The sequence below is a fragment of the Pantoea sp. MBLJ3 genome (assembly GCF_000816655.1).
In the GTDB taxonomy this organism is placed as follows: Bacteria; Pseudomonadota; Gammaproteobacteria; order Enterobacterales; family Enterobacteriaceae; genus Pantoea; species Pantoea eucalypti.
Genome location: NZ_JSUT01000005.1, coordinates 472,405 through 485,686, shown reverse-complemented (window position 1 = coordinate 485,686; position 13,282 = coordinate 472,405). Strand labels below are relative to the sequence as shown.

12 protein-coding genes and 1 riboswitch are annotated in these 13,282 nt (G+C 55.8%); of the genes, 7 read left to right on the top strand and 5 right to left on the bottom strand.

Annotated elements, in window-relative coordinates:
• Positions 1-25 precede the first annotated feature (25 nt).
• The 3 genes from NP77_RS08705 (at position 26) to NP77_RS08695 (ending at position 3,611) form a co-directional block, all read left to right on the top strand.
• The gene (locus NP77_RS08705) at positions 26-1,309 is read left to right on the top strand and encodes an MFS transporter (RefSeq protein ID WP_004571263.1); all 1,284 of its coding nucleotides are present in this window, start codon (positions 26-28) and stop codon (positions 1,307-1,309) included.
• Between the two features lie 67 nt (positions 1,310-1,376).
• Positions 1,377-2,837 carry a mannitol dehydrogenase family protein gene (locus NP77_RS08700; protein ID WP_008926101.1) on the top strand — a complete coding sequence of 487 codons (1,461 nt, stop codon included), beginning with the start codon at positions 1,377-1,379 and terminating at the stop codon, positions 2,835-2,837.
• An 87-nt stretch (positions 2,838-2,924) separates the two neighbouring features.
• Positions 2,925-3,611, top strand: coding sequence for a GntR family transcriptional regulator (locus NP77_RS08695; RefSeq protein ID WP_004571261.1), 687 nt, complete (start codon positions 2,925-2,927; stop codon positions 3,609-3,611).
• 51 nt (positions 3,612-3,662) lie between these two features.
• Here the strand turns inward: NP77_RS08695 and thiD are convergent, their stop codons facing one another.
• Together thiD and thiM are read right to left on the bottom strand one after the other, a co-directional pair.
• Positions 3,663-4,463, bottom strand: a complete 801-nt coding sequence (gene thiD, locus NP77_RS08690; RefSeq protein WP_008926102.1) for a bifunctional hydroxymethylpyrimidine kinase/phosphomethylpyrimidine kinase — start codon at positions 4,461-4,463, stop codon at positions 3,663-3,665.
• Positions 4,450-5,247, bottom strand: a complete 798-nt coding sequence (gene thiM, locus NP77_RS08685; RefSeq protein ID WP_039659781.1) for a hydroxyethylthiazole kinase — start codon at positions 5,245-5,247, stop codon at positions 4,450-4,452. Before thiM ends, thiD begins: the two co-directional genes overlap by 14 nt.
• A 34-nt stretch (positions 5,248-5,281) precedes the next feature.
• Positions 5,282-5,382: riboswitch (TPP riboswitch) on the bottom strand.
• 307 nt (positions 5,383-5,689) lie between these two features.
• Between thiM and NP77_RS24050 the strand changes: the two genes are divergently transcribed.
• Together NP77_RS24050 and NP77_RS08675 are read left to right on the top strand one after the other, a co-directional pair.
• On the top strand, positions 5,690-5,887 hold the full coding sequence (locus NP77_RS24050; protein WP_004571258.1) for a hypothetical protein: 198 nt from the start codon (positions 5,690-5,692) through the stop codon (positions 5,885-5,887).
• Between the two features lie 98 nt (positions 5,888-5,985).
• A complete protein-coding gene (locus NP77_RS08675) occupies positions 5,986-6,945 on the top strand; it encodes an AEC family transporter (RefSeq protein WP_004571257.1) in 960 nt (319 codons plus the stop codon).
• A gap of 63 nt (positions 6,946-7,008) precedes the next feature.
• Here the strand turns inward: NP77_RS08675 and ahpF are convergent, their stop codons facing one another.
• Positions 7,009-8,574, bottom strand: a complete 1,566-nt coding sequence (ahpF, locus tag NP77_RS08670; protein WP_004571256.1) for an alkyl hydroperoxide reductase subunit F — start codon at positions 8,572-8,574, stop codon at positions 7,009-7,011.
• Between the two features lie 71 nt (positions 8,575-8,645).
• Positions 8,646-9,209 (bottom strand): alkyl hydroperoxide reductase subunit C, encoded by a 564-nt coding sequence (ahpC, locus tag NP77_RS08665; protein WP_004571255.1) that lies wholly within the window; start codon positions 9,207-9,209, stop codon positions 8,646-8,648.
• A gap of 247 nt (positions 9,210-9,456) precedes the next feature.
• Here ahpC and NP77_RS08660 point away from each other — a divergent pair, with 247 nt between their 5' ends.
• Positions 9,457-9,912, top strand: a complete 456-nt coding sequence (locus tag NP77_RS08660) for a GNAT family N-acetyltransferase (RefSeq protein ID WP_004571254.1) — start codon at positions 9,457-9,459, stop codon at positions 9,910-9,912.
• On the opposite strand, the gene apbC is transcribed toward NP77_RS08660, so the two are convergent.
• Positions 9,909-11,021, bottom strand: a complete 1,113-nt coding sequence (apbC, locus tag NP77_RS08655) for an iron-sulfur cluster carrier protein ApbC (protein ID WP_004571253.1) — start codon at positions 11,019-11,021, stop codon at positions 9,909-9,911. The genes NP77_RS08660 and apbC overlap by 4 nt on opposite strands.
• Positions 11,022-11,197: 176 nt before the next feature.
• Here apbC and metG point away from each other — a divergent pair, with 176 nt between their 5' ends.
• Positions 11,198-13,231, top strand: coding sequence for a methionine--tRNA ligase (gene metG, locus NP77_RS08650; protein ID WP_039659778.1), 2,034 nt, complete (start codon positions 11,198-11,200; stop codon positions 13,229-13,231).
• The last annotated feature ends 51 nt before the right edge of the window (positions 13,232-13,282 follow it).

Here is a 13,282-nt window from a genome sequence, read left to right as displayed (position 1 = left end):
AAAGAAAACAGATCACGGAGTTTGTATGTTCAAGAATCTGCGCTGGACCCTCGTTTTGCTGCTCTTCCTGGTTTACATGATCAACTACCTCGATCGTGTTGCCCTCTCACTGACGGTGCCGCTGGTGGAGAAAGATCTGGCGATCAATGCTGAGCAGTTCGGCATGATATTCGGCAGCTTCTTTTTCGGCTATGCCCTGTTTAACTTTGTCGGCGGCCTCGCCACTGACCGCTTTGGCCCGAAAATCGTGCTGGCCGTGGCGGTGGGTGCCTGGTCCATTTTCTGCGGCATGACCGCACTGGCGACCGGCTTCTGGTCGCTGCTGATTCTGCGTGTGCTATTCGGCATGGCGGAAGGCCCAATCTGCTCCTCAGCCAACAAAGCCATTAACGGCTGGTTCCCGAAAAAACAGGCCGCAACAGCGATGGGCTTACTGAGTGCCGGCTCACCTTTGGGTGGCGCCGTCGCCGGCCCGATCATTGGCTATCTTGCTCTGGCCTATGGCTGGCGTCCGGCGTTTGTGATCGTCTGCTGTATCGGTCTGGTTTGGATGGCGTTCTGGCTCTTCTTTGCCGCTGATAACCCGGCAAAAAGCAAAATTGTCACCGAAAAAGAGCGTCTGCTGATTGATCGCCTGAAAGCCACCAATCCGAATGATGAGGTTGACTTGGCTGAAACGCCGCATCCGTTTGGCTACTACCTGCGCCAGCCGATTATCCTGGTCACGGCGTTTGCCTTCTTCTGCTACAACTACATCCTGTTCTTCTTCCTGAGCTGGTTCCCGGCCTATCTGGTGCAGGCGCACGGCCTGGATATCAAATCCATGAGCATCACCACCATGATCCCGTGGATAGTCGGATTCGTTGGTCTGGCGCTGGGTGGCTGGATCTCCGATAAAATCTTCAATATCACCGGCAAACTGTTGTTGTCCCGTAAAATTGTGCTGGTTGTCTCACTGCTGGCAGCCGCAATTTGTGTGGCACTGGCGGGTACGATAAAAGAAGTGGTTCCCGCCGTTATGATGATGTCGGTGTCGATTTTCTTTCTCTATATCACCGGCGCGATCTACTGGGCGATTATTCAGGATGTGGTACACAAGAGTCGTATCGGCAGCATCAGCGGCTTTATCCATCTGGTGGGTAGCCTCTCCGGCATCATCGGGCCGATCGTCACCGGCTTTATTGTCCAGCACACCGGTAAATTCGATAGCGCCTTTGTACTGGCGGGTTGTGTCGCCGCGCTGGGGGCTTTCCTGGTGCTGTTCGTGATTCGCAGTCCGAAATCCCAGGATAAACCGGTTTCGGTCTGAGTGTTGTTCCGCTAACAGAACGATGATTTCGGGGCGCCATGCGCCCCGTTTGCCATAAGGACGGAGTATGTTACAGATTGATCGCCTGCCCGCTGAGGTCCAGCGCCCCACTTACGACCGCAGCAATTTAAAGACTCGCATGGTACATATTGGTTTTGGTGCGTTTCACCGCGCGCATCAGGCACTCTGCAGCGATAAGCTGGCTGAACAGGGCAGTGACTGGGGCTACTGCGAAGTTAACCTCAACAGCGGCAATCTGATTCAGGCTCTGCGTGAGCAAAATCTGCTCTATACCCTGACAGAGATGGCCGATGACTCACTGCAAACCCGGGTCATTGGCGTGATTACTCAGGCGCTGCACGGCAAAAGTGATGGGATTGAGGCGGTGATCAACGCAATGAGTCAGCCAGAGGTGGCCATTGTCTCTATGACCGTCACCGAGAAAGGCTATTGCCATCAGCCCGCCAGTGGAAATTTAAACCCCGATCATCCTGACATCGTGCACGATCTGCAGAATCCAGACTCGCCTCGCTCGCTGCCGGGTCTGATTCTGGCCGCGATTCGCCGCCGGCGGAAGCAGGATCTGCCTGCGTTCAGCGTCATGTCCTGCGACAACATGCCGGAAAATGGTCACGTCATCCGTAATGTGATTGTGCAGCTGGCACAGTATCAGGATCCGGCGCTGGCAGACTACATTCAGCAGCACATCACCTTCCCCTCCACCATGGTGGATCGCATCGTTCCGGCCATGACCGATGCGGCATTTGCCGCGCTGAACGCGCGCCTGGGTTGCAGCGATCCCGTTGCGGTTGAAGCGGAACCCTTCTTCCAGTGGGTGATCGAAGATAACTTCGTTAATGGTCGTCCGGCGTGGGAAAAAGCAGGCGCAGAGCTGGTCAGCGATGTCCTGCCCTATGAAGAGATGAAACTGCGGATGTTGAATGGCAGCCACTCTTTCCTGGCCTATCTTGGCTTCCTGGCCGGTTATGAGTACATCAGCGACTGCATGGCCGATCCTCATTTCCGCGCCGCCGCCCGTTCACTGATGGTGGATGAGCAAGCCCCGACGCTGCGCACTCAGGGCGTGGATCTCAATGCATACGCCGATTCGCTGATTGCCCGTTATGAAAACCGTGCGATTAAACATCGCACCGGACAGATTGCCACTGACGGCACCCAGAAGCTGCCACAACGTATGCTTGATAGCCTGCGCTGGCACCTGCAGCGCGGCAGCGACTGCGACCTGCTGCTGCTGGGCGTGGCGGGCTGGATGCGCTATGTCGGCGGCATTGATGAGAAGGGTCAGCCGATTGAGATTCGTGATCCGATGAAAGCGCAACTGGCAGAATGCGTCGCCAGCAGCGAAGAGGGTGAAGCGCGTGTTCGGGCGTTACTCTCCATGCGCGAAGTGTTTGGCGACGATCTGGCGCAGAATGCCGATGTGGTCGGCCGACTGACCGCCTGGTATAACAAACTGACCGCTCAGGGCGCGCGCACGACGGTGCATCAGTCTCTCAACCGCAGCTAAAAGGGCTGGCGCAGACGCAGCGCGCTGATTAGACTGGCACTTTCCCATCGCGCTGGCTTTTGCCAGCCGTAATATGGATATTGCTGCATGTCGATCGCCTATACCATTACGACCAGCGAACCGGTAAATCAGCAGATTTACCGGTATCTGCGCAAAGATATTGTCACCTGCGCAATTCAGCCAGGCTCGCTGCTTTCTGAAAAGGAAGTGTCCGCGCGCTTCAACGTCTCACGCCAGCCGGTGCGCGAAGCGTTCATCAAGCTGGCTGAAGCCGGACTGGTACAGGTATTGCCGCAGCGCGGCACCTTTGTGCGCAAAATCTCCGCTAAGCGGGTAGCGGATGGCCGCTTTATCCGTGAAGCGGTGGAAGTGTCGGTGGTTCGTCGTGCGGCGCTGGAGATAGACGATTCGTCGCTGATGGCGCTGGAACATAACCTGCAGCTGCAGCGCATGGCTGCTGAGCGCCATGACAGCCAGGCTTTTCTTACGCTGGACGATGAGTTTCATCGCCTGATCGCTGAAAGTATCGACTGCAAGCTGGCCTGGGAGACGGTGGAGAACATCAAAGCGGCAATGGACCGCGTGCGCTTTCTGACGCTGAGTGAAGTCTCGCCGCCAGAAAAGCTGATTGAGCAGCATGAAGAGATTTTTGCCGCGCTCAAGGGCCATGACGACAATGCCGCCGAAGCGGCGATGCGTCGCCACCTGCAGGAGATGATCTTCTCAATCACCCCCATTGCCGAGCGTAACAGCGCCTGGTTTGAAGCACCCTAATCGCTCATCACCCGCACCGCCTGAATTTCAGGCCGGTGCGGGTCTTCGCCGTCACCACCATTGATGAAAATGGTGAACCGGCCCGATGCCCTTCCCGACCTCCAGCGTATCTGCCATTAACAACGCCTGTTGTAACCAGTTTTTGGCTTCCCCAATCGTCTCTGCCCAGTCAGCATGACGCGGACGCAACGCGGCTAAGGCGGCCGACAGCGTGCAGCCGGTGCCATGGGTGTGACGGGTGTTGACGCGAGACGTGCTGAATCGCTGCTCAGTGGAATGCGTGATCAGCCAGTCCGGGCTCTCTGCCGCCGTAAGATGTCCGCCTTTCATCAGCACAGCCTGACAGCCCAGCGCCAGCAATGCCCGTCCCTGCTCGCGCATCTCCGCCTCATCGCTGGCGACAGCACAGTTGAGCAACGCCGCCGCTTCCGGCAGATTCGGTGTGATCAACGAGACCTGCGGCAATAACAGCTCACGTACGCTGGCCACGGCGTCTGGCGAGAGCAGCGCATCGCCACTTTTTGCGACCATCACTGTATCCAGTACCACAAACGGGATATCAGCCTTTCTCAGCCGGGCAGCAACCTGCTCTACGATAGCCGTTTCTGACAGCATGCCAATTTTTGCGCTGTCGATGCGCACATCACTCAGCACCGAATCGAGCTGGGCGGCAACAAAGTCAGGTGCAATCCGGTAAACAGACTGCACGCCTTGCGTGTTTTGTGCCACCAGCGCGGTTATGACGCTGGTGCCATAGGCGCCCAGAGCCGAGAAAGTTTTCAGATCGGCCTGAATGCCTGCCCCGCCGCTGGGATCGGTACCGGCAATCGTCAGGGCATTAATGCGCTTCATTGCCCACCTCCAGCGTCCAGAGGGCATCAATAAACGCGGTGGCAAAACTGCCCGGCCCGGCAGCCTGCGCCGCTGCCTTTTCTCCCGCCAGGGCCATGACCTGACAGGCGGCCGCGACATTCATTAGACGATCACCAGGCAGACTGCTGAAGCCCGCTACCACGGCGGAGAGTGCACAGCCGGTGCCCACCACCCGTGTCATTAACGGGCTTCCACCGCTTATGGCGAGGATCCGCTGACCATCCGTGGCGTAGTCCACTTCACCGGTGACGATCACCAGCGTTTTCCAGGTCTCAGCGAGTTGCTGTGCTGCATCAATTGCCGCATCCGCCTGATGCAGTGTATCAACGCCCCGCCCGCCACTGGCCTGCTGTGCCAGCGCCAGAATCTCTGATGCATTGCCGCGGATCACCGCCGGTTGCTGACTCAATAACCGCTGACAGAAGTCACTGCGCAGCGTCAGCGCGCCGACCGCAACCGGATCGAGTGTCCAGGGTGTGCCCGCCAGATTAGCGGCAGTGATGGCAGCCTGCATCGCCTGCTGCCGTTCGCGGGTTAACGTGCCCACATTAATCAGCAGCGCATCGGCCAATTCACTGAACTCTGCGGCTTCTTCCGGATCGATCACCATCGCCGGTGAGGCATTAAGTGCCAGCAGTACATTGGCGGTGAAGTTCTGAACCACGTCATTGGTCATGCAGTGCACCAGCGGTGACTGACGGCGGAAAGTGTGCAGGATGGGCGCGAAGTGCGCGGCAGAAAGGTGTTGAGATTGATGTGTCATCGTAGCTCCCAACCGGCGAACAAGAAGGCGAATGCGGTCAGGCATCAGACTTCCCTACGCTGGCATTATCCAGTTCAGGTCAGCGGGTTTTTCTCAGCCCTTTCCGTGTGGAAAGCGGCACCCCGAGTCGTGTTACGGCTTGCAGCATAGGAGAGCTATACGGTGAAAGCAAGCGACACCTGTCGGGGAAATAATCCGTGCTGAAACAATTCATATGATCCCGATCAACGCCTGAGGTCACAAAAAAAGGCTTAATGCTGCGGGTTAACGAAACACCTCTTTATAGTTAGCTTTATTTATCCCCCTGACAGGAAATATTTCCTGCAGTGTCTCTGACTGCATAATAATAATTAACCTGCTTGCAGCATCATCGTAAAAAATATTTTATTTCATGAGGTTAGTTACCTCCTGAAGCGGAACTTCATACTATGCAGGATGTATGATGCGATTTTTAGCGCTTATTCCACACCGTCATCGATGGCAGGATATTATTATTGAACGTCAGGGTGCCGTCGCACCCAGTGGCAGATATTATTTTTCAACCTATATTTCCGCACGCTGCTCAGGCTGTAACGAAATAATCCATCGCGTCTATTATCGTGATATCACCGATGAACAGGCGCGTCGCTGGCTAGATTAGTCGCCCTCACGGCGGAGGGTTCAGACACCGTTCCAGTTAACAGTTAGTTAGCAATTTGTTAGTCTGATAACTAATCATCGCCTGATCAGACGCCCTCTATGCCACTGCTGTTTGAAAGCTTAAGCCATCAAATTTATCTCTCAGCTCCGCTGTTTATCCTGATCTTACTGGGATACTGCCTGACACGCCTCGGAAAATGGCCTGCCAGCATCAGCGAAGGGATGAACCGCTTTGTGTTTAACGTTGCACTGCCCTGCATGCTGTTTCGGGTAATGAGTACCTTCTCACAAAGCCCGCCGGTGGATGCGCGCCTGTTACTGGCCTTCTTCGGCAGTTGCCTGCTGGTGTTTATCGTGGGGCGACTGCTGGCAACAAGGCTGTTCGATCTGGATGGCGTGGCGGCTTCAGTCTTTGCCCTGGGCGGTATCTTCTCTAATAACGTGATGCTGGGGATCCCGGTGGCCACCGTGTTACTCGGGCCAGAAGCGCTGCCGCCGGTGGCGCTGGTGCTGGTGTTTAACAGCCTGATCCTGTGGACTTTACTGACCGTTTCAGTCGAGTGGGCGAAGCAGGGCAGCTTCTCGCTGAATGGCCTTTGGCGCACATTGATCGGTGTGCTGAAGAATCCGCTCATCATCGGCATTCTCAGCGGTACAGCCTGGAGTTTTCTGCAACGCCCGTTGCCACTGCTGGCCGCTGAACCATTAAAGATGCTGGCCTCGCTGGCCGCGCCGCTGTCGCTGGTCACGCTGGGCATGAGCCTGGCGCACTATCGGGTGCGGGACGGCTTAAAAGAGAGCTACACCATTTGCCTGCTGAAGCTGGTGCTGCAACCGATGACGGTATGGGCTATCGCGTGGCTGACCGGTCTGCCGCCGCTGGAGAGTAAAGTGGTAGTCCTGCTGGGATCAATGGCGGTGGGAGTAAACGTTTATCTGATGTCGCAGAAGTTTAATGTCATTACCGGCCCGGCGGCGGCCAGCATGCTCTTTTCTACGGTGTTTGCCGCGGTAACGACGCCGATATGGATGATGCTGATGACGCTGGCGGGCTATTAACAGACTAAAAAAAGCCCCTCAGCACGAATGCTGAAGGGCTATTGTCTGTCTGACTAAACGTTATTAAGCTGATTTAGTGCGAATCAGATAGTCAAAAGCGCTCAGTGAGGCTTTTGCGCCTTCGCCGCTGGCAATAATAATCTGCTTGTACGGCACGGTGGTGCAGTCGCCCGCCGCGAACACGCCTTTCAGGCTGGTTTCGCATTTACCATCGATGATGATCTCACCCATTTTATTGCGCTCAACCGCGCCTTCCAGCCACGGGGTATTTGGCAGCAGACCGATCTGAACGAAGATACCAGAGAGCGGCAGCTCATGGGTGGTCTGCGTCGTACGGTCAAGATAGTGCAGGCCGGTCACTTTAGTGCCGTCGCCTTTCACTTCGGTGGTCTGCGCGTTCAGGATGACATCAACGTTCTTCAGGCTACGCAGCTTATCCTGCAATACCTGGTCGGCACGCATCTCACCGGCAAACTCCAGCAGCGTAACATGTTCAACGATACCCGCCAGGTCAATGGCTGCTTCAACGCCGGAGTTACCGCCGCCGATCACTGCCGTACGCTTGCCTTTAAACAGCGGGCCATCGCAGTGTGGGCAGTAGGTGACGCCTTTGGTGCGATACTCTTCCTCACCCGGCACACCCATGTTGCGCCAGCGTGCGCCGGTCGCCAGAATGATACTGCGTGACTTCAATACTGCGCCGGAGGCGGTTTCGATGGCATGCAGTCCGCCCTCTTTCGCCGCCGGGATCAATTTGATGGCGCTCTGGCTTTCAATGACATCCACATTGTAATCATCAACGTGTGCGCGCAGTGAACCTGCCAGTTTCGCGCCTTCGGTTTTCGGTACGGAAATATAGTTTTCGATATCCACCGTATCCAGTACCTGGCCGCCAAAACGTTCGCCCATCAGGCCAGTACGGATACCCTTACGCGCTGAGTAGATGGCTGCCGCTGCACCCGCCGGGCCACTGCCGATAATCAGGACTTCATAGGCGTCACGCTTGTTCAGCTCTTCCGCTGCACGTTTATCCGCGTTGGTATCTACTTTGCTGACGATTTCCGCCAGGCTCATGCGGCCCTGACCAAACTCCTTACCATTCAGGTAAACCGCTGGCACGCCCATCACGTTGCGTTCCTGAATCTCGTTCTGGAACAGGCCACCGTCGATAGCGGTGTGGCTGATGCGCGGGTTAATCACCGCCATCAGGTTCAGCGCCTGGACGACGTCCGGGCAGTTATGGCATGAGAGTGAATAATAGGTTTCGAAATGGAAGTCGCTGTCCAGCGCGGCGATCTGGTCCAGCAGGCTCTGTGCTTCTTTAGACGGATGCCCACCGGTCTGTAACAGTGCCAGCACCAGTGAGGTAAATTCGTGACCCAGAGGTGAACCGGCAAAACGCGGGCCGCTGTTCGAACCTGGGTTGGTGATCAGAAATGAGGGCTTACGCACCTGACGATCGTTCTCTTCGCGGAAGCTGACTTTGTCAGACAAGCCGGCGATATCAACCAACAGTTCACGGATCTCGGTTGATTTTGCACCCTCATCCAGGGTGGCAATCAACTCAACAGGTCTGGTTAATTTCTCAAGGTAGGCCTTGAGCTGGGTTTTCAAATTTGTGTCGAGCATAGTGATATCCTGGTCAAAAAATCGGGTGCCGCAGCACCCGATTGGAGAATGATCGAAAGAGCAAAGCGGGATTAGATTTTGCCAACCAGGTCCAGAGACGGAGCCAGTGTTGCATCACCTTCTTTCCATTTAGCCGGGCACACTTCACCTGGGTGAGAAGCCACGTACTGAGCCGCTTTCACTTTACGCAGCAGGTCAGAGGCGTCACGGCCAATGCCTTCAGCGGTGATTTCGATTGCCTGGATTACGCCTTGCGGGTCAACGATGAACGTCCCACGGTCAGCCAGACCTTCGTCTTCACGCATGATTTCGAAGTTACGGGTCAGCGCGCCAGTCGGGTCACCGATCATTGTGTATTTGATCTTCGCGATGGTGTCTGAAGAACCGTGCCAGGCTTTGTGGGTAAAGTGGGTGTCGGTAGAAACGGAGTAGATGTCTACGCCCAGTTTCTGGAACTCTTCGTAATGGTCAGCTACGTCGCCCAGTTCGGTCGGGCAGACGAAGGTGAAGTCAGCTGGATAGAAGAAGAACACACTCCATTTACCTTCAACGTCTTTCTCGGTTACGTCGATGAATTCGCCGTTTTTGAATGCTGCGTTTTTGAACGGCTTAATTTTGGTATTGATAATAGACATCTGGTGGCCTCCGTTAAAATATGTGATGCAGGTTACATAATTTTCGGGCCAACATCTAATATGCGGACGTTATCAATCTGATAAACGAAAGCTATCAAACGCTGAGAGCCTGATGCTCTCTGGCCCGGCAGGCAGTGTACAGCGATTTACGTGACATTTAACCCGCTTTATCTTTTACATGATCTTTTAGGCACGTCTCCGCTAATCACTGCTAGTTTTGTAAGACCAGATGATAAGGAGCTGACCCGTGGAGATTCGTCCGTTTACTGAAGCCGACCGTCCTTTCCTGCGTACGCTGTTTCTGGCAGCGCGACGACATAACTGGCGCTGGCTGGAGGGCAGCGAGTGGCAACTGGAAGATTTTGATGGCGTTATTCTGGGGGAGACCGTCCTGGTTGCGGAGGCTGATGGCCATCGGGTCGGCTTTGCAGGTCTGCTGGAGAACGACAACTTCCTGCACAGTCTCTATGTCGATCCAGACTGGCAGGGGCGCGGCGTGGGCAGCGCGTTGCTGGAGGCGGTAGAGGCGCGTTTTACCTCAACCGGCGCGCTTAAGTGCCTGCAGAAGAACAAAGCGGCGCAGGCATTTTATCTGAAGCATGGCTGGAAGATGATTTCACAGGGCGAAGGCGAGCACGGCGGTTATGTGCTGATGCACTACCCGCTGGCCTCACAATACGCCAGCGGGTCGGGTCGGGCTTAAAGCGCGCGGAAGGCGATATCGCCAGGGATGACCTCGCCCTGCCAGTAAAGCTGGGCCGCGACGCGTCCGGCCAACTGGCGATACAGCGTAGTAAACTCGCTATCGGGCCGGCGAATCACTGTCGGTTCACCTTCATCAAGATCCTCGCGCAGATCAATGTGCAGTGGCAACTGGGCCAGCAGTTGCGTCTGGTAATCTTCCACCAGTTTCTGCGCGCCGCCGGTGCCGAAAATCGGCTCGTGGAAGCCACACTGGCTGCAGACATGCAGGCTCATATTCTCTACCACGCCCAGCACCGGCACATTGACCTTTTCAAACATGACCAGTCCTTTGCGGGCATCAATCAGGGCGATATCCTGCGGCGTCGTGACCACCAGCGCACCGGTTACCGGCACGTTCTGCGCCAGCGTCAGCTGAATGTCGCCGGTGCCGGGCGGCATATCCAGCACCAGATAATCCAGCTCAGGCCACAGAGTCTCATTCAGCAACTGCATAAGCGCTTTACTGGCCATGGGGCCGCGCCACACCATCGCATTGTCATCCGTGACCAGATAACCAATGGAGTTGGTGGCCAGCCCATGTGCCATGATCGGCGCCATATGGGTCCCATCCGGCGAGGTTGGCCGCTGGTCCTGAGTCCCAAGCATGTTCGGCACAGACGGGCCGTAGATATCCGCGTCAAGAATGCCGACGCGCGCGCCCTCAGCTGCCAGCGCCAGTGCCATATTTACGGCGGTGCTGGATTTACCCACGCCGCCTTTGCCGGAGCTGACCGCAATAATGTTTTTAACCCCGTTAACGCCCGGCTGGTTTTTCACCCGCTTCAGGGTGGCGATATCGTGGCTGAGCCGCCAGTCGATGGCGCGTGCGCCGGTCTGACGCAGCAGGTCGGCGCTTACCTGCTCTTTCAGGGCATCGAACCCGCTGGCCCACGCAAACGGCATCAGCAGTTCAACATGCAGCGTTCCATCCAGCTGCGCCACGTGGTGCAGCGCTTTCAGCGAGGTGAGATTCTGTTTAAGGGTCGGATGCTCAAAGCTTCTCAATACGCCCGCTACGATGGCGCGCAGGCCCTCTGGCGTATGCGGTTCCCGGGATTGTACTGTCATCCCCTGCTCCTTATTTCTGCTGTGCTTACGCTGTGTTTCAGCGATGTATTGTCAATGATATCAGATGCTCGTGGATCTGCGGCGACTGGCGGGGTGAATCCCTTATGTTTACGCAGGAGAAGCCATCAGTTACCATCTAAGCCCGTTTTTTCAATCAACAGAAAGCTACGCAAACTATGACTCAAGTCGCTAAAAAAATTCTGGTAACGTGCGCACTGCCTTACGCGAACGGATCAATCCATCTCGGCCACATGCTCGAGCATATCCAGGCAGATATTTGGGTGCGTTACCAACGAATGCGTGGCAATCAGGTTTATTTCATTTGCGCCGATGATGCGCACGGCACGCCTATCATGCTGAAAGCTCAGCAGCTGGGCATTGCGCCGGAGCAGATGATTGCAGAAATGAAAAGCGAGCATGAAGCCGACTTTGCCGGTTTCAACGTCAGCTATGACAATTATCACTCCACTCACGGCGATGAAAACCGCGAGCTGTCTGCGCTGATTTACGGCCGCCTGAAAGAGAACGGTTTTATTAAAAACCGCACCATTTCCCAGCTTTACGATCCGGAAAAAGGGATGTTCCTGCCGGACCGTTTTGTGAAAGGCACCTGCCCGAAATGTAAGTCACCTGATCAATACGGCGACAACTGTGAAGTCTGCAGCGCGACCTACAGCCCGACCGAGCTGATCGATCCGAAGTCTGTGGTTTCTGGTGCGACGCCAGTTCTGCGCGACTCTGAGCACTTCTTCTTTGATCTGCCGTCCTTCAGCGCCATGCTGCAGGCGTGGACCCGCTCCGGTGCGCTGCAGGATCAGGTGGCGAACAAAATGCAGGAGTGGTTTGAGTCAGGCCTGCAGCAGTGGGATATCTCACGCGATGCGCCTTACTTCGGCTTTGAAATTCCGGATGCGCCAGGCAAATACTTCTACGTCTGGCTGGATGCGCCTATCGGCTACATGGGCTCGTTCAAGAACCTGTGCGACAAGCGCGGCGACATCGACTTCGACGAATTCTGGCGTAAAGACTCCACCACCGAGCTGTATCATTTCATCGGTAAAGATATCGTCTATTTCCATAGCCTGTTCTGGCCAGCGATGCTGGAAGGCAGCAACTTCCGCAAGCCGAACAATCTGTTTGTACACGGCTATGTCACCGTTAACGGTGCCAAGATGTCGAAGTCGCGCGGCACCTTTATCAAAGCCAGCACCTGGCTGCAACATCTGGATGCCGACAGCCTGCGTTACTACTACGCGGCGAAACTCTCTTCACGTATCGACGACATCGACCTGAATCTGGAAGATTTCGTCCAGCGCGTAAATGCCGACATCGTCAACAAAGTGGTTAACCTGGCGTCACGTAACGCAGGCTTCATTACCAAACGCTTTGAGGGCAAACTGGCAGCAGAACTGGCCGATCCGGCGCTCTATCAGACCTTCGTTGATGCGTCAGAGAAGATTGGTGATGCCTGGGCTGCGCGCGAATACAGCCGTGCTATCCGTGAAATTATGGCGCTGGCCGACCTGGCGAACCGTTATGTCGATGAGCAGGCTCCGTGGGTGGTCGCGAAGCAGGAAGGCCGTGATGCCGATCTGCAGGCCATCTGCTCAATGGGCATTAACCTGTTCCGCATTCTGATGACCTGGCTGAAGCCGGTGCTGCCGTCACTGAGCGCCCGTGCAGAGGGCTTCCTGAACTGTGAATTGAGCTGGGATGCCATTGCGCAGCCGCTGCTGGATCATCAGGTTGCGCCATTCAAAGCACTCTACAGCCGCATTGAAATGGCGAAGGTTGAGGGACTGATTGACGCCTCAAAAGAGGATGCTGCCGCAGCAAGTGCACCAGCCGCAACCGGTCCGCTGGCAGATGCGCCGATTGGTGACACCATCACCATCGACGATTTCGCCAAAGTGGATATGCGCGTTGCGCTAATCGAGCAGGCGGAACGGGTTGAAGGTTCAGACAAGCTGCTGCGTCTGCAACTCGACCTGGGCGGTGAAAAGCGTCAGATTTTCTCGGGCATCCGCGCCGCTTATCCTGATCCCTCTGTGCTGGTCGGTAAAATGACCATCATCGTGGCCAACCTGGCGCCGCGTAAAATGCGCTTCGGCATCTCCGAAGGTATGGTGCTGTCAGCGGGTCCGGGCGGGAAAGATCTGTTCGTGTTGTCCGTTGATAGCGGTGCTGTACCGGGCATGCCGGTTAAGTAAAGGTCTGCCCTCTGCGGTTTAAACTGTAAAGCACACTGCCGTTCTGAAACC